Genomic DNA, 20,750 nt, shown 5'->3' on the forward strand with positions numbered 1-20,750 from the left:
TGTAGATTCATTGACGGCAATTAAACTGCTGCCAATAATTTCTGAGGCATCATCTCTAAATTGCTTGTAGCTTCCTGTATACGTTAAGGTAAAGCCACTGCTTAAGGTTGTATAATTAATATCAATACTACCGCCAGTTGCAGAAGAAATGTCAGGTGTATAACTACAACTGCTAGGAGCAGGGATAATGGTAAAACTACTGCAATCTCCTGGGTCAACCACCTCTAAAACTTCTGGAATCACTTCGTTGATGGTCACATTGTTTAAGGTGACAGGCCCTGCAACTGTACCCGTGATGGTGACTGTTTCAGGATAGGATGGCCCAGCCCCAATGGCTAAATTTGCACTCAAACTGCCTTTACTGCTGGCAACTTCTTTATCCAAATCAAATATTTTGGCTGTAACATCATCTGTTGCTGGCACTGAACAAATGGTGTTTGCAGTACCGCAATCCCCAGCTACACCATTGACCATACCACCAAGCACATACATGCCTTGCGCATTTTTAAAAGTATAAGGTGTGCCTGCTAGGGCTGTAGGTGATCCCATGCCATCATCTGTAAAATCAAAACCAACTGTACACTCAATATTGGGTTGGCTGGGAGCATGCGAACCGATATTAGGTTTAATGGCAATAAAGGTTTCTCCGGGTAACAACGTGAAGATTTCTCCGGTAAAAGGGTCCTCTGCATCCAAGTTTGCAACTGCCGAAGGGTTGTTTTGCACATTGATACTTGAAACACCCAGACTTTCACAATCATTGCTGCCATTGTAGGTAAACTCAGCCGGTGCTATAAAGTGAAATGCTGGAAAAAACCCCGAATCCGCTAAGTCTGTATTATCTAAAACCAATCGCACAGAAAAAGGTGCATTTAGTAGAGGATCAACGTTATTAGAAGGTGCAGTAAAATTTAAACTAGGGACTGGAGCTGCAAATACGCCCGAGGTCAGTACACCAACAATGAAAAAAAATAAAACTTTGGTTAATGGATATTTCATAAGCACTCTCTAGTTTTTGTATTTAGATTGATCTCTTAATCATTAAAGCTGAAACTTTAATAAAACTCACCTAACAACTTGAAATCGTGAAGTAAAATTCAAAACTTGGCAAGCTTTTTCACCAAAACCTTGGCTTTATTTTTTGACGCTTCTTTGTTTTTTTACCTCTATTAACATGGAGATCTAATATTTTGAAAACATTACTTTTTTTTTGCATTTTTCACCTTGCACAATGCGTTATTTTTGTTATATAGAGTATTGCGTGTGGCATGCGTGCCCCGCTTGAGTTGATTGTTCCAAGCATTGGTAACTTTAAGTTGCTGATTTTATTGGAATAAAAAAATCAAAACTTGGTACGCGCTTTGCTTTAAAGTATTGCACGGACAAAGGTTTGTTAAAAAACCTGTGAACAAAGTTAAAAAGGTTAGGCTTATGAAATATATGCAAACATACAAACAATCATCTCTCCTACTTTTGATGACGGCCCTGAGCATGGGTTTGGCATCCTGTTTTCCTGATAGCAGACCTCAACAAGGTCTTATGGGCAACGGTGTTATCAGCAATGGTCGTAGCGTTGAAATTGGTGGTGATGGTATCAATGGTAACAACAATGGCTTAAACAATGGTAACAACAATGGCTTAAACAACATGGGCGACCCCAATCAAAGAAATGTTAATCAACCAGACCCTAACCAAGAACAACCTCAAACCAATGGTTTACGCTTTACCAAAAGAACAGAAGAATTATGGGAAATTGCCTGTAGCCAAGCCACCTTGGGCGATATTGGCATGAAAATCGATGATCCAAGTAATCCTGGCACACAAATTCCTGATCCCACTGCTATTGAACCCAGAGGAGAACCTGACAGTGACAACGATGAAATATCGGATAATTGTGAACTTTATCTTTCCAATCATAAAGCTTTTGAAGCCATGAACCCTCAATTGTTACACGGCTATGGCGTTGGTGTTGTAAGGCTCAGCGCACCTGTTCTTAGTAAAATTGCAGTTGATGCGGCAACCATCAACGGTAGTGAGGCGCCAAAATACAAAGAAGCATGGAATACTTTGGCTGGTGATTGGGCTGATCAAGCCGAGGGAACTGGTTTTATCAACAATATTACCAGCCGTTCAGAAAATGTACGCTTGTGGTTGGGTAGAGCCATGTGTGCTTTAAATATCTCAGGTAAAGTCAATGCCAGTGATCCTAAAAACACCTCTGACTCTGGCGGTGTTGTACGTGTGATTTATCGTGAGCACATGAAAGATGAAGCTTTACGTGTACAAATGGAACCGTCTAAAACTTTCAGCAGTAAAATTTTAGGGGTTCCTGGCCATCCAGAGGAAGAACCTTTTGCTATTATCACCGGCGGCATTACGCAAGCCTTAATACACAATGCTTTTTCTGATGGCAGTGATAAGTTTTTAAATGGTCCAGCTGATGACTATACCCGTGAAGATGTAGACATGTTGTACATTGCTGAAGCTTTGATCAACCCTAAAAAACCAATGAAAGCACAGTTGGTACATTTAAACAATCTGAATCAACCCACCAACGGTGAAGTGAAATCTGCATTCTTAATGACTTATGATGGGGATACAGAAATTTCATCTGTCAACGTTAAAGGCAGTTTTGACTTTTTCCACAACAAGCTGCGTTTTACAAAACCGGCCTTGATGGCAGATATTCAAAAAATTCAAAGTGAATGCGTGTTCAACAAAAAAACGGGCAACACTCAAACCACAATTCCTGCCAGCAGCAAGCCGGTGCACTTCATGTTGGCTTCATTCTTTTTGGGTAAGCAAAGTCAAGATACCTTTTTCAGAGATAACTTGATGGTACAATATGTAACACCTGAGCATTACGCTACCAGCAAAGAAGGTACAGCAGATACAGAAGCTTATCATGCCCGCATGAAAGAGCATGAAGAATACAAAGACGATGAAATGGGCGATAAATCCATGGCGGATATGGCTAAAGCCACCTTTGAGTTTATGCCACAAAACATTGCAACTTTAACCGATTCGCAACCAGAGTGGGGTGAGCGTGACCCAGCCTTACACAGAAATAGGGTATTGATGCCGTTTTATCCGGAAAAAGATGAGCTGCGTAACATTGCCTTGCACAGTGAATTATCCGGCAGCAAATATTGGGATGCATACAAAACAAGTGGTAAACGTTGGCCACAGCTTTTAACTGATCCAATAACTGTTACTGTAGGTGAGACCATCACTTATCCCGGTTTTGCAGCCTTGGAAATGTTCTTGGACCCAGACGCTCCTGACCCTTATGCAGGGTATGCCAATCACAACTCAGTTGAAGTTGATGGCGATGGCTCTTATGCCGGGGAACCTGTAGACGAGGAAAGTTATGTTGACCCTGAGGCCGCTGCTTATGCAGAAGAAGAACGCCAAGGTTTAGACGCTTAAGCCAAGAATTATAATCAAAGCTAACAGGAGCCTCCATTGTACAGTGGGGGCTTTTTTATTTAGTTAAACTTCTTCATTTAAACTTAAGGTGATCCCCTTTTGTTTTTCCCTCAATTTATCCCCTAACTGTGCACCCAGTAGCAAGTTTATTGAATCAACTTCCACTCTTTGCCTTCTAAAACAAATTTAAGTACCTGTGAATCTGATTTAAGACCATAATTCCAGGTGGCTTCTAAACTGGCTTGTGTGCCTTGATAATAGACCTGACCCAAACTAAATAAAGTGTTTTTACTGATGTCTTGCATTTCTCTGCGCTTGTTTTTGGGGATTTTTTTAAGTTGCTTGCGCACTTGGTTTTGCCTAAATTTGGCATAACAGGCAACCATGCCTTTCATATCTCCTTTCACAGAAGCACGACGCCAGGTTTCAAAGGTGTGTTTGGGTGTGACATAGGGCCCTTGTTGCATGTCTTTATCATTGGGGCCATTGAACAATTGCTCAAACAGCTCTTTGTCTTGTGCACTGGGCTGACTGAGCAAATCTTCATTTTGCTGTTCCAGCAAGGTATCTTTATTGTTTTTAATTTGAGCTTTTGGCTCTGCCTCATCATTAAAAATAATCTGGCTGATGTTTTCTTTAATAATTTGGCTTTTTTCACCTTGCTCATTTTCAATGCTCACGGTTTGCTCATCCATATTCAGGATTTTACCCACAACGGGGGCTTTGCCATTTTTTAAAATCAGTGTCGCAGCATTTACCGAGCATAAGTTATGATTATTAAAAAAAATTATACTAAAAAAAGTAAAAATGCCTACAGTTTTTAAATACTTTGCGTTATGAAGCATCATGATGAAAAAATTATTATGTTTAAGTTTAGTCATAGTCTTTAGTTTACTTCAGACTGCCTGTACAAAAAAGAATAAAGCGACAGTGAGCACAAAAAAAGTGCTGAATCATGCATTGGATGCAGAAATTAAAGGTTTTGATCCCTTATTCTGTGACGATAAATACACCAATGAAGTGCAATCGCAAATTTTTGAAAAACTGTTTGAGTACCATTACCTCAAACGTCCTTACGAGTTACAACCCATGTTAGCCAAAAGCATGCCTGAAATTTCAGAAGATGGCTTAACCTATACCATCAAACTGCGCAAAGATGTTTATTTTCATCAAGACCCTGCCTTTGGTGAAGGTGAAGCACAAAGCCAAAGAAAATTTAGTGCCCATGATGTTGTCTACTCCTATACTCGTTTTGCAGACCCACATTTAAAACATACCAGCTGGTGGATTTTACAAGATCAAATTGCTGGCTTGGATGAAGCCCACGAAAAAATGAAAGAGATGACTCCTCCCATTGATTACAAAACCATTGCCGTAGAAGGCCTAAAAGCTTTGGATGATACAACCCTACAAATCAAACTCAAACGTAAAAACAAACAGTTTTTATACCTCTTGGCCATGCCTAACACCGGTATTGTGGCACATGAAGTTGTGGATAAATACAAAGAAGACTTTGTTAACCACCCTGTGGGAACCGGTCCATTTGTTTTAAAAAACTGGGTGCGTAATCAAAAATTTGAGTTTGTTAAAAATCCAACCTACCGCAATGAGTTCTATCCAAAGTACGGTGAAGCAGGTGATGAAGAAAAAGGCTTGCTTAAAAATGCCAATCAAAAATTACCTCTGGTTGATGAAATGGTATTCTGGGTTTACACCGAACGTCAACCGATGTGGTTGAACTTTAGAAAAGGGAACCTTGATTTTTCAGTTATCTCCAAAGATGCTTATGAAAGTGTGATCAACAAAGACGGTTCTTTGAAAAAAGAGTACTCGGATAAAGACATGGTTCTCAATACCGCTGAAAATTTGGATATTATTATCAAAGTATTCAATATGGAAGATCCCATCATTGGAAAAAACAAACCTTTACGTAAAGCCATCAGTGCGGCCATCAATCGTGAAGAAAAAATTGAATTGTTTTACAATGGTAGAGCCTATGTGGCTCATGGCCCCATTCCAAAAGGTTTAGAAGGCTATGATCCTAATCTGGTTGATCCCAACGGTTACAATGTAGAGAATGCTAAAAAGTGGTTTAAAGAAGCACAAGCCATTTATAAAAAAGAGCACGGGACAGAAAATATACCGCCTTTGTTGCAAGATTTATACAGCTCAAGCTTTAGCCGACAAATGGCGGAAGCTGTTGATTATGAACTTAAAGAAATTGGTTACAGCAGCACCACGCGTGTGGGTACTTGGCCTCAATTTTCTGAGCGCATGAAAAAAAGCCAAGGACAGTTTTATCCTTATGCTTGGAACGCAGATTATCCTGACCCTGAGAACTTTTTACAGTTACTTTACGGCGGGAATAAAGCGCCAGGACCCAACTCTGCCAACTTTGATAACCCTGAGTATGATAAGTTGTATCTAGAAATGAAAAATATGCCTGATGGTAAAGAACGCAATGCCATCATTGCTAAAATGGTTAAAATCATTCATGAAGAATGCCCATGGGTCTTGTTTGCTCACCGCAAACGCGGTAACTTAGCCCATGGTTGGTTAAAAAATTACAAGGCGCATGCCATTAACACGGCACCTATGAAATATTTTGACATCGACGTGGATAAAAAAAATAAAATCTTACCAACTTTATAAACCTAAAATAAAGGCCCAAAGATTCTGTTTTGGGCCTTTATTATTTCTGGGGAACGCACAATGTGGAATTACTTTATTAGACGCTTGTTACAAACCATACCCATTGTTTTTGGTGTAGCACTGATAACCTTTACCTTGTTTCATTTTGTTGGAGGTGACCCCATCATCCAGCTCTTGGGCCCGCATGCCACGGCCAGTGAAATTGCCCGCCTGCGTGAACAGTATGGTTTAAATGATCCAATTTATGTTCAGTTTTTCAGATACCTCAAAGAAATTGTTACTCTAGATTTTGGCCGCTCTTTTCAAAGCCACCAGGTTATTTCCAGTATGATCAAAGACGGTGCTTTAATTTCTTTAAGCCTGACTTTACCCGCTTTTTTTATGAGTTTAATTGTGGCTATTGCCTTTTCCATGCTCAGTGCTTTTTATCGGGACACATGGTTAGATAGGGCACTGGTTATTTTTAGTATTGCAGGTATGAGTATCAGTATTTTGGCTTTTATTTTGTTTGGCCAATACATCCTGGCCTTTCAAATGAACTTGTTCCCTGTCTCTGGTTATGAACCCGGTCAAATTCAATACCTTTTGTTGCCTTGGTTGATTTGGATTATTGTAAGTAGCGGCGCCGATGTGCGTTTTTTTAGAACTGTTTTTCTTGAAGAACTTTCCAAAGACTATATCAGAACTGCTTATTACAAAGGCGCGTCCACAGCGCGGGTGTTGATTAAACACGCACTCCCCAATGCCATGCTACCCATCATCACCAGAGTGGTGATCAATATTCCTTTTTTATTCTTGGGGTCTTTGTTGTTGGAAAACTTTTTTAGCATTCCTGGCTTGGGCAGCATGACAGTAGATGCCTTTAACAATGCGGATTGGCCGGTGATCAAGGCCATGACCGTCTTGGGATCTTTGCTTTACATTGCTGGAAACATTTTATCTGATTTGTTGTATGCCAAAGTTGATCCACGTGTGAGGCTAAACTGATGCTGCTCCAACATACATACAATTTTTTAGGCAGCCTTAAACGCAAACCCTGGGCTTTAGCTGCTTTTGTGACCATTCTTATTTACATTATTATTGCTGTTTTGGTTTTAACAGGTTTGATGCCCGCTGATCCTTTTGCCAGAGATGGGCAAGCCTTCATGCCCCCGGGTGATGGATTTATTTTTGGTACAGATTACTTGGGACGCAGTATTGCTGCTAAAGTCTTGCATGGAACTTACATTGCTTTATCTGTAGGTTTTATTGCTTCATCCATTGCTATTCCTATTGGTGCCAGCTTAGGCTTGGCTGCGGGCTATTTTGGTAAACGGGTGGATGATTTTGTGGTTTGGCTGTATTCCACTGTTAACTCCATCCCTTCTATTTTGTTGCTCTTGGCCATCAGTTTTGTGATGGGTAGGGGACTGAGCTCCATTTACTTGGCGGTGGCCTTAACCTCTTGGACCAGCATTTGCCGTTTGGTCAGAGCAGAAACCTTTAAGATCAAACGCATGCCGTATGTGACTGCGGCTAAAAGCTTGGGTGTTTCCAAGTTTAATATTATTTTTAAACATATCTTACCCAATGTGTTTCACTTGGTGGTCATTGATTTTTCATTGCGTTTTATTTACGCCATCAAGTCTGAAGCCATCTTAAGTTACCTGGGGCTAGGTGTGCAAGGTCAACCCAGTTGGGGGATCATGATTGCTGATTCAAAAAATGAATTGCTCAATGGTTACTGGTGGCAATTGGCAGCAGCCACCGCCGCCATGTTTTTCTTGGTCTTGGCCCTCAATATTTTAGCCGATCACTTAAGAGATGTCTTGGACCCTAAAACTGAATCAGATTAGACCTTGTTTTAAACTCAATAAAAATCCTTCAATACAATGGGTAAGGTTGTAATAAAACTGTTTGTCTTTAGTTTCATAGACATCCATGGTTTGCATGATCTGAGGAAATGTATTTTTAATGGTCTTTATACCAAATTCTATGGAGTTTAGTCCTATCGCAACCTGTTTATTCAAACCTTGCTCAGAATAAATGTTGTTCAATTGGTAAAATTGTTTTTCATCTAGTTTAAGTGCGCTCAAGGCTGTTAAGTTGAAACTGTCTTCAACATCCATTAAATACTGTTCACTTTTTGTATGGTACTCAATGTAATGGTAGTTGGCATAACCCAAAGGTTCAGAAAAAGAAACATCCATCGCAATTGTAATATCTTTGTGGCTGATAAAATCATTCAGTTTGGCCATCATACTCATGCTTTGGCTATTTTTATTGATAGAAAACATGTAAACATTATCCATTTTGCCAACAATCAGTGCATTAAGTTGGGCTGGATTAAACACTGCACTGTCAAGATATTGGCAGTGCTCTATACTGTTATAGACTTCTGTAAAATTACATCCATTATCAGTACAGTGCATTTTTTCTTGGGCATACAGAACATTTAAACCCAAACAAAAAAACAAAAATAAAATTTTTTTCATTAGCTCTCCCCACTATTTTTAATAGACTGTTTGGAAATATCTTAATTAACTTTATAAAGCAACCCTCTTAGCACAAAGCGGCTTTAAAAAATACTTTCAACCAACATATCGTGCATGCTTAACCAGGCAATCATCAGTTGCGCATAATTTAATGATGCTTGTTGATTTTCATTGTTGTATTGAGCAAAATCTTTTCTCAGCTCTATCAAATCACTTAAACTGCGCGAACCAATTTTATAACGGCGTTCTTCATCTTTGATGATTTCTTGTTGCAAGTCTACTTTGCTTTGAGTTAATTCTTTTATTTGTTGTGCTTGTTTAAGCCTAACATACAATGTATCTCTGTCATTTTTTAAATCCAAGATCACTTTTCTTTTTTCCTCTATGGATTGTAAAAAACTGATCTTAGTCAAAGCGGCTTCAGCTTTGGTTTGTCTATCACCAATAGGGAAAGATAAATTTAATCCAAAAACGGTTTCTTGGCGTTCAATGGCTGTATTAAATCTAACAGAGTCATCCACTGTATAGCCCAGAACAAACTGCAAGTTGGGTAGTAAATTATTCTTGGATAAACGTGCTACTTTATTGGCAGCTCTTTGCTGTAAACTAGAAATTTGCACCAGCCGCAAATTATCAAGCTCATTGTTTTGTTTATCATTGATATCAATCACTTTTTGGTTGAGTACAGCAAACAAACTGTTTTTTTCTTGCTTGCTGATGGCAATATCATCACTGGCCAATCTATTGCTTAAAATGGCTTTCATTTGTTCAACATTGTTTTGATTGTTAATATAATCTTCGTAACTTAAAAGTGTCCCCAGTTTTGCCCGCGCAAGGTCTGTTTTACTGGCAATGCGTAAAGAATATTTTGACTTCACTTGTTTTTCCAAGTTTTGGGTGGCCTGATAAAGATCATCCGACAAAGAATAACTTTCTTGTGCAATATGATAATTAAAAAAATCATTGAGCACTTGTTCAACATACTGCTCATAACTTTCTTCAAGTTGCAACAGCTGAAGTTGCACTTCATCTTGTAAAGATGATTTTCTAAGCCTGGCATTGCGGCCAAAAATATTTTTTAACAATGATTGTTGGAGCAGCAAGCGGGTAACTTTTTCTTCTCTGTCTGGTCGTTTTGTCTGATTGTATGAAACTGACGTAGAGGTGCCGGTTTCAACAAACTCTTTGCTGAGCTCACCATTTAAACTTAAGGTTTGTTGGTTGCTTTCAGAACTAAAGCCTTTTTGTGCTGATAAATCCAAGTTAACCGCATTGGACATCATCTGCTGATCAATGTAGTGTTGCAGTTTACTCTTTTCATATTCAATAATTTTATAATTAGGATCATTTTGTTTGGCTTGTTCTAAAAGTTTTTCAAAGCTTTGCGCTTGAATTGTTTTACAAAAGACACATATGAAAAGCAAAAATAAACCTTGTATTTTTACACATCCTAAACCTTTATTTTTGTTCAGCTTCATATTTAAACTTCTCCAGAGATTTTATTGCGAAAATCATTGTAGTAAGAATACAAGCAAGGCACTAAAAATAATGTGATGAACATACCAAACAGCATACCCCAACCCATGGCCAACATCATCTCTGCTAACATGGAGTCATAACCTCCCAAACCATAAGCAGTAGGGAAAAGTCCAGCAACTGTAGTCACCGTGGTCATGACAATGGCTCTTAGTCTGGTTGAAGAAACCAGAGCTATGTTCAACAATCTTTTTTTATTATTAATTTTTGAATGGTTGAGCTTATCAATCAAGACAATGGCATCATTAATCACAACCCCCATCATGCCTAAGGTTCCAACAATGGCAAAAAACCCATACTGATCATAACCATGTAGATAAAAGGCTAGTGTTGTACCTACAATACCAAAAGGAATAATCATAGCGATCACCAGAGGGGTTAAAAATGAATCAAACAACCATATCAACAACAAATAAATCAAGGTCAGTGCCATCAATACTGAAACCAAAAAGTCAGACTGTGACTCTCTTGATTCTTCAACTTCACCTCTAAACATAATATGCGTTGATGGGTTGTTGTTAAGAACTTTAGGAATAATATGTGTTTCAATTTGTTCTGCCATTTCTAAAGGTGTCATGGAGCTACCGGCTTTGATATCTGCATACACTTTACTGGCTCGTTTGTAATTGACTCGTTCTATGGTTGAAGGTTTTTTTTCTGGTTCAAACTTTAAAATACTAGAAATAGGGACCAAGTAATTTTCTTGGTTGGCTACAGTTAAGCGAGAAATTTTGTTGATATCATCCTTGCTGACATCTTGCCCTGTCAATCTAACATCCACTTCTTCATCACCGTTATTAAGCGTATATAAAATATCACCTTCAACATAGGTTCTTAAGGTACTGGCAATGTCTTGATAGGCAATACCCAAGCGATCAACACGCGTTTTATTTAAAATCAACTGATAGCGATCTTTCTCTAAGGGCTTTTCTATTTCTACGTGATCAATATCTTTTAAATTTTCCATTTCCTGTTTAAGTTTTTGCGCAACACTGTCACGCAAGTCATCATTGTTTTCTTGAATCTCTAAGGCAATGGGACTTCCACTGTCAAAACCAAATCTGGATTTTAAAAATGTGATTTCTTTAAAACCGTTGAGTTTTTCTGTTTGTTGTTTCCATTGCTCAATCATTTTATTTAAAGAGACATCTCTTTCTGAGGGAGGGACAATTTCAACAATAACGGTTGCTTCATTTTCTCTGACTTCACCCCCACGCCAGCTTTGACCAATATATGTTCTAACTGAGGTCACACCATTGTCAGGCTTATCTAAAAAAATATTTTCTACTTGGCTTACTTTTTCAGCCATTTGCATGCGCTTAAGATCTTGATCAGCAACCACCTTCACTCTAAAGTCTTTAGATTCCTCACGGGGAAACATCACATAACGAAGATGCTGTTTAAATACATAGCCTGACAAAAACAAAAGACCTAAAAACAAGCCCAAAAGTAAAACTCTGTACTTTAGTGCACTGTAAAGAATTTTTGCATAGCCAGACTCTACGCGTTTTAAAAAACGTTGCCGCCAGTTTACTCGCTTTGGCTGTTTAAATTTATGCCATAGTTTTTCTAGCTTACTTTTTTTAGAAATATGTGCCGGTAAAATAAAAAAGGACTCCAATAAACTGGCACCCAACATTAAAATAATAATGGTAGGAATGTATTTAACAAACATGCCAAAACGTCCTTGAAAAAAATACAATGGCAGAAAAGCTGCACATGTTGTCAAGACACTGGCTACAACCGGTGAAGTCACCTGCAAAACACTGTCTACTACAGAACTGTCTTTGTAGCTTTTACCTTTATGTCTAACAATATTCTCTGCCACAATGATGGCATCATCAACCACAATCCCCAGAACAATAATGATAGAGGCTAGGGTCATGTTATTGATGGTATAACCCAAGACCAAAGCCGCCAGTAAGGTAAAGCCTAAAGAAAAAGGAATACCCATGGCCACCCATAAACCTGATCTTAAATCTAAAAATGCAAATAAGAAAAAAACAATCAGTATAAAACCAATCAAACCATTGGTGCCAATCAATTCTATTCTATTTTTTACGTCATAAGACTCATCATCAATAAAAACAAACCCAACGGGGGCATTAGGGTTACTCTTTACGTACTGTTCAAGAAAAGCATCAATAGCAGCTTGTGCGGATAAAATATCTGAGGTTGTGGTTTTTTGTACATTAAGGATAATGCCCTCTTTACCTTGTACTTTATGCACGCTGTTGCTTTTTTCAAAATTTTCTTCAACGTGCGCAATATCTTTTAACTTTAGACGTTGGCCTTCAAAACCAACATTAATCACGGCATTGGAAAGTGCGTCAATGTCCACCAACTGCGCATCTAAATTAATTTCTGTTTCTTTTTTATCCATTAAACTCCCAATAGGGTAGCGCACATGTTGATTGATGATTTGCTGTTTGACTTGTTCTAAAGCAATTTCATAGCGTTCTAATTTTTTTGGATCGATTTTAATTTGTATTTCTGGGCGTAAGTATCCTGAGCTATCAACACCGCTGACTTCTGGCAGGGATAGCAGGCGATTTTTAAAGTTAAGCACATAAGCTTGTAATTTTTGTCTGTCCTTAACATTTAAAATGTCCACATCTTTTAAATACACCCCTATATCAATGATGGCTTTTTCTGAGCTTTTAAATTGTCTGTAAACGGGGTCTTGCGCTTCTCTTGGAAAATCCACACTGTCTACCGCATCTTTTACTTCCTGCACTTTTTCACTTAAGTCAGGAACATTGGCATCAAAAAAAACTCTGACATTGCTCACCCCGTAAGAAGAGCTGGCATTGATTTCTTCTAAGGCTGAAACACCTTTAAGTTTTTCTTCAATGGGTTTGGTGATAAACAATTCAATGTCACTGGCTGACGCTCCCGGATAAACAACATTGATCCGAACCGAGTTAAAGGCAAATTCTGGCATTTCTTCTTTGCCAATTTTTTGCCAAGCCAGCACACTGCCAAACAGCACCGCCAACATCATGGCATTGACCAAAGCTGGACGTTTTAAAAAATAATGAACTAGATTTTGCATGCAGTGTATGTCATACCTAAGCACTTACAAAAAATAAACAAATATAAGGCTTAACTTCTTTATTGTTTTATTTTATGAATTTTAGGCTTTAAAATTACCTAATAATAAAATAACAAAAACAAAACAAGCTATACAACAACTGATGTAGTTGATCCATAACCATTTTTTTCTATTCTTTTTATAATAGTCCGAGTTTACTTTGTTGGCGTCATAGGCATTTTGATGTAATTTTTTAATGCGACTAAACGTGTATACAACAATCAAAATCAATGACAGCATAAGAACATCAAGAAAATCCATACCATAGCCAAACCTTGCTTTACTAATCATCTGTACTTCACGCATATTGATTTTATTCTCTCATCATACTGTTACTGTTGCTTAACTGTCTAAAAGATCTTTTTGCAGTTGCACATAGTCTGTTTTACCGGTGGCCAATAAAGGTAACTTGTCCATATGCATGATTGTTTTAGGAACATACAGCTCCGTCATGCCTTTGGCTTTGGCATGGGCTCTTATATCTTCTTTTTTGGCTTTTTTATTTTCGGTTACCAACAACAAAGCCTCACCTTTTTTGGCATCCGGTATGGCAACTATGGCATGATGATGCTTGGGCCATAGCTCTGCAATGTACATTTCAACTGCGGTTAAAGATACCATTTCACCGGCTATTTTGGCAAACCGTTTGGCTCTACCTTCTATGCTTAAAAAACCTTCTTCATCAAGACTGACAATATCACCGGTATCATACTCATCATTTTTGGGTGGCTGAATCACCCCTGGTTTGTCCGCTAATAAATAGCCTTTCATGATATTGGGACCTTTGACAATCAGTTTACCGCCCTGTTCAATACCTGGTACGGGTTCTAATCTATACTTAATACCAGGCATCATCCGGCCCACTGTTCCAGACTTATTGTGCATGGGTGTGTTGGCAGAGAGCACGGGTGATGTTTCCGTAGCACCATAGCCTTCTAAAATACGCACACCATATTTTTCTGACCAGAGTTTGCGCGTTTCATCTTTGAGTTTTTCTGCGCCGGCAAAAACGTACCTGACTGCATAGAAATCATAGGCATTGGCAAAACGGGCATAGCCCGATAAAAATGTATCGGTTCCAAACATCAAAGTTGCATTGCTGTCATAAACCAACTCTGGAACCACTCTGTAATGTAATGGAGAGGGGTAAAAAAATGTTTTTACGCCACAGAGCATGGGCAATAAGGTTCCACCGGTTAAACCAAAAGAGTGAAACATGGGCAGGGCATTGAACACAATATCGCCTGGTCCAAAATCAACTCTGGAAGACAACTGATAACGGTTGGCTTGAATATTTCTGTGTGATAACACCACCCCTTTGGGTGTACCTTCAGAACCCGAGGTAAATAAAACCACGGCTGCGTTTTCTGGTTTTTCCTCAGCATTGTATTTAAAATAATAGCCATAGGGGATAAAACTTTTAATCACGCCTTTAATTTTTTTAAACACGCTTATTTTTTTAGCCAAGTCTTCAAGGTAAACAATCTTAACCCCATGTTGGGTTATAGCGTCTATTAATTTATCTAATTTGGCCTGGCTAACAAAACGCTTGGAGGTTAAAATGCTTTTGATACTGGCTGTTGTACATGCAGATAAAACGTTGTGTGCACCTGTAGAAAAATTAATCATGGCTGGCACACGTCCATAGGCATGCAAAGCAAAAAAAGTAACCGCCGTGCCAATCATGTTGGGCATCATTACACCCACATATTCTTTTTCTTGAGTATAGCTTTGTAAAGCTTCACCCAAAATAAAACTTTTACTTAAAAACATGCCATAGCGAATAGGTTTACGACCCGTGTCCTCAGCAATGATATGCCTACGGCCATGAATCTTAACTTGATCCAACAGAGATTCAAACAAACTTTTTTCATAGTCTGAACTGTCAAACAACATTTGACTCATCAGATCATACAATTTCATGGCTGATAAATGCCTACGTTTTCTGCCTTTGATGCTTTCATCCAAATCAAAACGGCAAGGCTCAAGCATGGTTAAAGTGATTTTTGGAAACCAACGGGTGCGGACTTTACCCTTAAGCCTAGAAAAAAAACTGTACTGAGCTCCATCAATTCTAATGGGTAAAATCATAGCGCCAGATTTATCCGCTATCATTCCCGGACCATTGTAAATTTTCATCAAAGAACCGGTCACCGTGATTCTTCCTTCTGGAAAAATAACACATTTTTGATCGTTCTTAATTTCTCTAATAATGGCTTTGGTGGCCATGGGGTTGGTGGGATCAAGCGCAAAGGCTTTAACCAAAGATAAAAAAGGTTTAAAATACCAGGTTTTGGCTATATAACTGTTAACGGCAAACATAGGTTTTTCTGGCAAATAGACTGCAATCAACAAGGCATCCAACAAAGACATGTGGTTGGCTACAATCAAGACTCTATCACCTGCCTTATGAAAATTATCCAAGCCTTTGACTTCTACTCGGTAAACCGTGTCACAGAAAAACCGCAAAACAATTTTTAATCCTTTTGTTCCTAAGTCTGCAAGTGCATTAAGCATGTTTAAGTCTCCTTTGGACAACCCCTCTAATAATAAAGTAAACTGGAATGTTGGCCAAAGCCAATATTAAAAACAATTGTAACAAAGTTATCTTCATCGCAAATAAAACCAACATCAAGACACTGGCCATCACCATAAACAAGGCATTAATCACGTTGTTGGCGGCAATGACCCTGGCCATGTATTTTTCTTCTGTTCTATCCTGCATGATGGCATACAAAGGAACAATGTACAGGCCAGCACAAATGGCAAGACTGAGCAAACTTAAAACAATGGCCCAACTGCTTAAGCCCACTGCAAAAAATTCCTGAACATTGAGTATTTTATCTTGATACAACAGAACATGCTCTAAGTAATGCATTCTCTGTACTGTATATAAAAATGAGCTGCCTACAAAAGCAAGAATGGCCACTGTTAACCCAATTGAACCATAGGGCACCAACTTACCATTGATTTTACCTTTTAATAACTTGTTGCACCAAGCAGAACCTAGACCAATCCCAATTGAAAACAAGGTTAAAAACAAAGTCACTGTATGTTCATTACCGCCAATAACATCTTTGGCATAGGTTGGAAATTGCGTTAAGACCACAGAGCCAATAAACCAAAACCAAGATACACCTAAAACCGATAACCATACCGTGCGTTCATGTTTGGCATAGGCCATAATAGACCAGGTGGCTTTAAAAATATTTTTGTTGATCGTCAAGTTTACATCTCCAATAGGGGCTTTGGGAATGTTTCTACTGGCAAGCCAACCCATGCAAGCAAACAAAACTACAAAAACTGAAATCCAGAATAAACCCTGATGGGTTCTTACCACCAGCCCCCCAAACAAAGTACCCAACAAAATGGCCAAAAAAGTTCCAATTTCAATCAAACCATTGCCAGCCAACAATTCATTTTTGTGTAAATGCTCTGGCAATAAACTGTATTTGATGGGGCCAAAAAAGGTGGATTGCAAACCCATAAAAAACAAAAGGATCAACAAGCCCAAAACACTTTGCATATAAAAACAAACTGCACAGGCTAGCATCAGAACAATCTCAACCAATTTAATAATTTGTGTGAGCTTGCTCCTTTCATACTTATCTGCAATTTGTCCGGCGGTAGCAGAAAACAAAAAGAAGGGCAGAATAAACAAGCCCGCCGCCACACTGACCAAGGTTGCTGGATCCATGCTGCTTTTGCTGGCCATGTCATAGGTGAACCAAATTAAAAATGCGTTTTTAAAAGCATTGTCATTAAACGCCCCAAAAAATTGCGTGATAAACAAAGGTAAAAAACGCTGGGTATACAAAAGATGACTAAGTTTGCTCATAATACTCCCGCTCTACCAAAAGCTACCGGGTACCTTTTAGTACTCCTCTTTTTTATTCAACATTTTAAGTCCCACCAAAACTTGGTTGATGAGTAAATCCGTCATTTGACCAATAGACTCCGCTCCAACAGCTTCAAGTTTACCGGTAAGCCCCAATTGACAAATGCCATGAATGCTGGCCCAAATGACTTTAGCCATACTTTGTGCATGCTCTTGATCCAAAGTATGATCAACAAGTGACTGTTCCACCAAATCAAACAGTTTATGAATTTTAGCTTGATAATAGTTTGGTAGGACTTCGCCTTGCGGTAAGTTAAATTCAAATAAAGCTGTCCAAGCATGAAAATTTTTATGCGCAAAGTCGATGTAAGCTTTCGCCAGTTCCTTAATGTTTTTTTGGTTTCTCCCAGGGTAGGCCGTAGCTGGAGGGAAGTCTGTTGCTTTTGTTTCACTAACAAAGTGATATAATTTATCCAGTGTCATGGCATTAACGCGCAAAACAAACTGATTGTAAGAGCCAAATAAATTGTAGATGGTGCCCACGGTATAACCCATGTTTTTTGCCACTTGTCTAATGCTAAACTCACGATAACCTTTTAAGGCCATCATTTCATGGCCGATCTGAATGGCCAACTGGCTTAGTTCTTCTCTAGTATGATCACTTCTTCTTGCCATAATGTACTACATCCCTACATGCATAATTAATTGAACAGTGTTTAATTATCAATCAAAACATGGTATAAGTCAAGGCTGAATTTTAAACTTCAACCACGTTAATAATTAAGCTTATCAAGATAATTAAACAGTGTAAAATTAATAATTGAACAGTGTTGAATTTTATGCTAGAGTTTACGCTTAATCATTGGCTGCGGCTTATGGGAGAAGTTTTATGTTCTATTTGATTGGCATTGGGATTTTAGTGTTTGTGTTTGTTTCAGGGATTATTTTACCCTGGAGAAACAAAGCCAGAATTGATGAATTGCTGCAAGAAGTGAATGCTTTGCGGCATGCGCTGTGGGAAAAAATGGCTCAACTGGAAGCTTTGAGCAGAAATACAAAAAGTGCCGCTAAACATTCTGAGCAAAAAATCAATCAAGAGCCAGAAATAGGGCAGAAAACGGATACCGCTCCTAAATCCATGCCGCCGCTTGAATCCTTAACTCCAGTCAGCAAAACATCCGCACCGCAACAAGCCAATAAAAGCATGGCCTCTGTCAGCAAAACGGCGTCGGCAACCGAGCTTTTGCAACTCAAACCTGAAGCCATAAACATAGATCATGAACAAAACAACAATGACTCTTTTATCAATAACCTTGCCACCCAACTACCGGTATGGTTGGGAGCCATGGCCTTGGTCTTGGCTGGGTTTTTCTTGGTCAAATACTCTATTGAAAACAACTTAATGGGACCCAAAGTGCGGATTATTTTAGGTGCTTTAATGGCCTTTGCCTTTTTAATCAGTGGGCATCTAATCAGTAAGCGCCCCAAATTTGCCAATGGTCAACGTATCTCGCAAGCACTTTTGGGCGTTGGTATTGCTGTTGCTTACTTAGACCTTTTTGCGGGGTATCGTTTGTATGACCTCATCCCCAATGCTATGGCCTTTTTTGCTATGGCAGGCGTCACCGCTTTGGCGGTCTTTTTATCGTTAAGACATGGTATGCCTATTGCCATTTTAGGTTTGGTTGGCGGGTTTTTAACCCCAATCTTAATTGAGTCTAACAATCCTTCTGCTCCCGCTTTGTTTGCCTATTTGTTCTTTGTTTTTTCAGGGCTCATGTATGTCATCAAACAAAAAAATTGGTGGGGCTTGGCCATACCAACCAGCCTCATAACCTTTTTATGGACTTTGTTTTGGATTCTTAACTATTTCAGCGCTAGTGATGCGCCATGGGTCAGTTTATTTTTAATAGCTGTATGTATCAGTACAATACTTCATTCTAAATCAGCTTATCAAGAAGCACTGAACAAAAAAAATGAGTATTGGCCCTTGATTCCTGTACTTAATTACACAACTCTTGGCTTAACTTTACTGTTAATGGCTACCATCATCAGTACATCCAATTACACTTGCTTTGAATGGGGGTTTTTTGCCATGATCAGTGCTGCTACACTTGTTTTAGCACGGCTCAAAGAAACATTGTATGGTAAAGCACCTTGGATCAGTTTAAGCTTAAGTGCTGTGCTCTTGGTTTTATGGTCAAATCCTCCTTTACCAAGCTTTGCTATCATCCTAATTGGTTTTACTTTATTGTTTGGTCTAAGCGCCGTGTTATTTTTAAACCAGCAACGACAAACTTTATTGTGGGGTTTATTGCATGTCATCAGTAATGTTGTCTTTTTCTTGATTGCTTATTTTAGTCTGCATGTACGCTTGGCGGATCAGCTTATTCCATCTTTTTGGGGTTTTGTTTCTGTGTTGCTTGCACTTAGTCATGCCTTTGTATTTTTATACATCAAGCAGGATCAGTTTAAACATCCTTTTAAAGCTCAATTACTCGCCTTGTATGCTGTTGGTTTTTCAACTTTTCTATGTATGGCTTTTTTAATAGAACTGGAACAAAGTTTTGCCTCAGTTGCGGTTTCCATTCAATTGGCTGTCAGCGCTTGGTTTTATCAAAAACATAGCATCAAAGCCTTGCGCTCTGTTGGCATAGGTTTAAGCGCTGTGTTTATTGTACTTATTTTTCCACAAATTTTAATGCTTTTACAAATTGCAGCTTTTGCCTTGGTCGATGCTCAACTTAAACTCAGTAGCAACATTCCTATGGTGCAATGGCCGTTGTTGCAATTAGGTTTACCAGCCACCGCCTTTTTATGTGCAGCGTACTTCATCCGGCAAAACAATGAAGATGGTCCTGATGTTCATTGTTTAGAGTACATCAGTATTGGCCTCTTAACCTTGATGACTTACTATGGCATGCGGCATGTGTTTCACACTGACAGCACTGTTTTGTTTGAAAAAGCCTCTTTCTTTGAACGGGGTATCATGCATAATATTATTGCTTTAGGTAGTCTCTTGTGTTTTTACTTGGGTCGTTCATATAAACGCATGAGCTTTTCTAAGGCAGGCTTGTTGCTTGCAGGTATTGCCTGTTTTAGAATTTTTTATTTTGATGCTTTGATTCATAATCCATTGTGGACGCATGCGACCATTACTGGTTACCTTATCTTTAATACTTTATTGTTACCTTTTGCTCTGCCTATTGTTTGGGCTTATTTTATTGGTAAAGAACTCAAAGCCTTAAACTTAAACCCTTGGAAAAAGTTTACCGAGGTCTTGATGTTTATTCTTGCCTTTATCTTCATCAGTCTTAATGTTCGCTTTGCTTTTCATGGACACTTGCTCAATGCAAATCAAAGCAGCGGGGCAGAAATTTACACTTACTCTGCTGTTTGGTTGTTGTTTGCCATAGGTTTATTGATCATGAGTACTGTTAAAAAAAGTCAGGCTTTGTACAAAGCCAGTTATGCCATGCTCAGTTTGGTTGTAGCCAAAGTCTTTTTGTATGATGCTTCTGCTTTAAGCGGTTTATATCGAGTAGTATCTTTGTTGGGCCTTGGTTTAAGTTTAATTGGTATCAGCTGGTTTTACAGCCGCTTTCAAATCAAACGTGAATAGATTTTTTTGATCATTATCTTAGCTGACAAACATACTCTTACTGACCTAACTAAAGTTTATAGAATAAATTTATAATTTATATATTCTATCAGTATAGACCATCAA

Annotated in this window: 14 protein-coding genes; 5 read left to right on the top strand and 9 right to left on the bottom strand. The window is 38.7% G+C overall.

The window, feature by feature from the left end; all coding sequences use genetic code 11:
• Positions 1-999: hypothetical protein (locus PKC21_06565; GenBank protein ID HMR24998.1), on the bottom strand; the 999-nt coding region annotated here is incomplete at its 3' end.
• Positions 1,000-1,431: 432 nt separating this feature from the next.
• On the opposite strand from PKC21_06565, the gene PKC21_06570 reads away from it, so the two are divergent.
• Positions 1,432-3,429 carry a hypothetical protein gene (locus PKC21_06570; protein ID HMR24999.1) on the top strand — a complete coding sequence of 666 codons (1,998 nt, stop codon included), beginning with the start codon at positions 1,432-1,434 and terminating at the stop codon, positions 3,427-3,429.
• 146 nt (positions 3,430-3,575) lie between these two features.
• On the opposite strand, the gene PKC21_06575 is transcribed toward PKC21_06570, so the two are convergent.
• Positions 3,576-4,310: a hypothetical protein gene (locus PKC21_06575; protein ID HMR25000.1), complete on the bottom strand. Its 735-nt coding sequence runs from the start codon at positions 4,308-4,310 to the stop codon at positions 3,576-3,578.
• Between the two features lie 49 nt (positions 4,311-4,359).
• Here PKC21_06575 and PKC21_06580 point away from each other — a divergent pair, with 49 nt between their 5' ends.
• The 3 genes from PKC21_06580 to PKC21_06590 are packed head-to-tail and all read left to right on the top strand — an operon-like array spanning position 4,360 to position 7,916.
• Positions 4,360-6,081 carry an ABC transporter substrate-binding protein gene (locus PKC21_06580; protein HMR25001.1) on the top strand — a complete coding sequence of 574 codons (1,722 nt, stop codon included), beginning with the start codon at positions 4,360-4,362 and terminating at the stop codon, positions 6,079-6,081.
• Between the two features lie 60 nt (positions 6,082-6,141).
• The gene (locus tag PKC21_06585) at positions 6,142-7,068 is read left to right on the top strand and encodes an ABC transporter permease (protein HMR25002.1); all 927 of its coding nucleotides are present in this window, start codon (positions 6,142-6,144) and stop codon (positions 7,066-7,068) included.
• Positions 7,068-7,916, top strand: coding sequence for an ABC transporter permease (locus tag PKC21_06590; GenBank protein HMR25003.1), 849 nt, complete (start codon positions 7,068-7,070; stop codon positions 7,914-7,916). The genes PKC21_06585 and PKC21_06590 overlap by 1 nt, the downstream gene beginning before the upstream one ends.
• Here the strand turns inward: PKC21_06590 and PKC21_06595 are convergent.
• From PKC21_06595 to PKC21_06625, 7 genes are all read right to left on the bottom strand, one after another.
• On the bottom strand, positions 7,908-8,555 hold the full coding sequence (locus PKC21_06595; GenBank protein HMR25004.1) for a hypothetical protein: 648 nt from the start codon (positions 8,553-8,555) through the stop codon (positions 7,908-7,910). The genes PKC21_06590 and PKC21_06595 overlap by 9 nt on opposite strands.
• 83 nt (positions 8,556-8,638) lie before the next feature.
• Positions 8,639-10,033, bottom strand: a complete 1,395-nt coding sequence (locus PKC21_06600) for a TolC family protein (GenBank protein ID HMR25005.1) — start codon at positions 10,031-10,033, stop codon at positions 8,639-8,641.
• A gap of 2 nt (positions 10,034-10,035) precedes the next feature.
• Positions 10,036-13,146: an efflux RND transporter permease subunit gene (locus PKC21_06605; protein HMR25006.1), complete on the bottom strand. Its 3,111-nt coding sequence runs from the start codon at positions 13,144-13,146 to the stop codon at positions 10,036-10,038.
• An 81-nt stretch (positions 13,147-13,227) separates the two neighbouring features.
• On the bottom strand, positions 13,228-13,476 hold the full coding sequence (locus PKC21_06610; GenBank protein HMR25007.1) for a hypothetical protein: 249 nt from the start codon (positions 13,474-13,476) through the stop codon (positions 13,228-13,230).
• A gap of 51 nt (positions 13,477-13,527) precedes the next feature.
• Complete coding sequence (locus PKC21_06615; GenBank protein HMR25008.1) at positions 13,528-15,702, bottom strand: AMP-binding protein; 2,175 nt, start codon at positions 15,700-15,702, stop codon at positions 13,528-13,530.
• Positions 15,695-17,023, bottom strand: a complete 1,329-nt coding sequence (locus tag PKC21_06620) for an MFS transporter (protein ID HMR25009.1) — start codon at positions 17,021-17,023, stop codon at positions 15,695-15,697. Before PKC21_06620 ends, PKC21_06615 begins: the two co-directional genes overlap by 8 nt.
• A gap of 36 nt (positions 17,024-17,059) precedes the next feature.
• Positions 17,060-17,698, bottom strand: a complete 639-nt coding sequence (locus PKC21_06625; GenBank protein HMR25010.1) for a TetR/AcrR family transcriptional regulator — start codon at positions 17,696-17,698, stop codon at positions 17,060-17,062.
• A gap of 214 nt (positions 17,699-17,912) precedes the next feature.
• Between PKC21_06625 and PKC21_06630 the strand changes: the two genes are divergently transcribed.
• Positions 17,913-20,645, top strand: coding sequence for a DUF2339 domain-containing protein (locus PKC21_06630; protein ID HMR25011.1), 2,733 nt, complete (start codon positions 17,913-17,915; stop codon positions 20,643-20,645).
• Positions 20,646-20,750: the final 105 nt, after the last annotated feature.

It is taken from the genome of Oligoflexia bacterium (genome assembly GCA_035326705.1).
GTDB lineage: Bacteria > Bdellovibrionota_G > JALEGL01 > JALEGL01 > JALEGL01 > JALEGL01.

Coding starts and splice junctions, on each gene's coding strand:
- PKC21_06615 (HMR25008.1), bottom strand. CDS start 15,702: ATGCTTAATGCACTTGCAGACTTAGGAACAAAAGGATTAAAAATTGTT.
- PKC21_06575 (HMR25000.1), bottom strand. CDS start 4,310: ATGACTAAACTTAAACATAATAATTTTTTCATCATGATGCTTCATAAC.
- PKC21_06610 (HMR25007.1), bottom strand. CDS start 13,476: ATGATTAGTAAAGCAAGGTTTGGCTATGGTATGGATTTTCTTGATGTT.
- PKC21_06605 (HMR25006.1), bottom strand. CDS start 13,146: ATGCAAAATCTAGTTCATTATTTTTTAAAACGTCCAGCTTTGGTCAAT.
- PKC21_06625 (HMR25010.1), bottom strand. CDS start 17,698: ATGGCAAGAAGAAGTGATCATACTAGAGAAGAACTAAGCCAGTTGGCC.
- PKC21_06590 (HMR25003.1), top strand. CDS start 7,068: ATGCTGCTCCAACATACATACAATTTTTTAGGCAGCCTTAAACGCAAA.
- PKC21_06595 (HMR25004.1), bottom strand. CDS start 8,555: ATGAAAAAAATTTTATTTTTGTTTTTTTGTTTGGGTTTAAATGTTCTG.
- PKC21_06630 (HMR25011.1), top strand. CDS start 17,913: ATGTTCTATTTGATTGGCATTGGGATTTTAGTGTTTGTGTTTGTTTCA.
- PKC21_06620 (HMR25009.1), bottom strand. CDS start 17,023: ATGAGCAAACTTAGTCATCTTTTGTATACCCAGCGTTTTTTACCTTTG.
- PKC21_06600 (HMR25005.1), bottom strand. CDS start 10,033: ATGAAGCTGAACAAAAATAAAGGTTTAGGATGTGTAAAAATACAAGGT.
- PKC21_06585 (HMR25002.1), top strand. CDS start 6,142: ATGTGGAATTACTTTATTAGACGCTTGTTACAAACCATACCCATTGTT.
- PKC21_06570 (HMR24999.1), top strand. CDS start 1,432: ATGAAATATATGCAAACATACAAACAATCATCTCTCCTACTTTTGATG.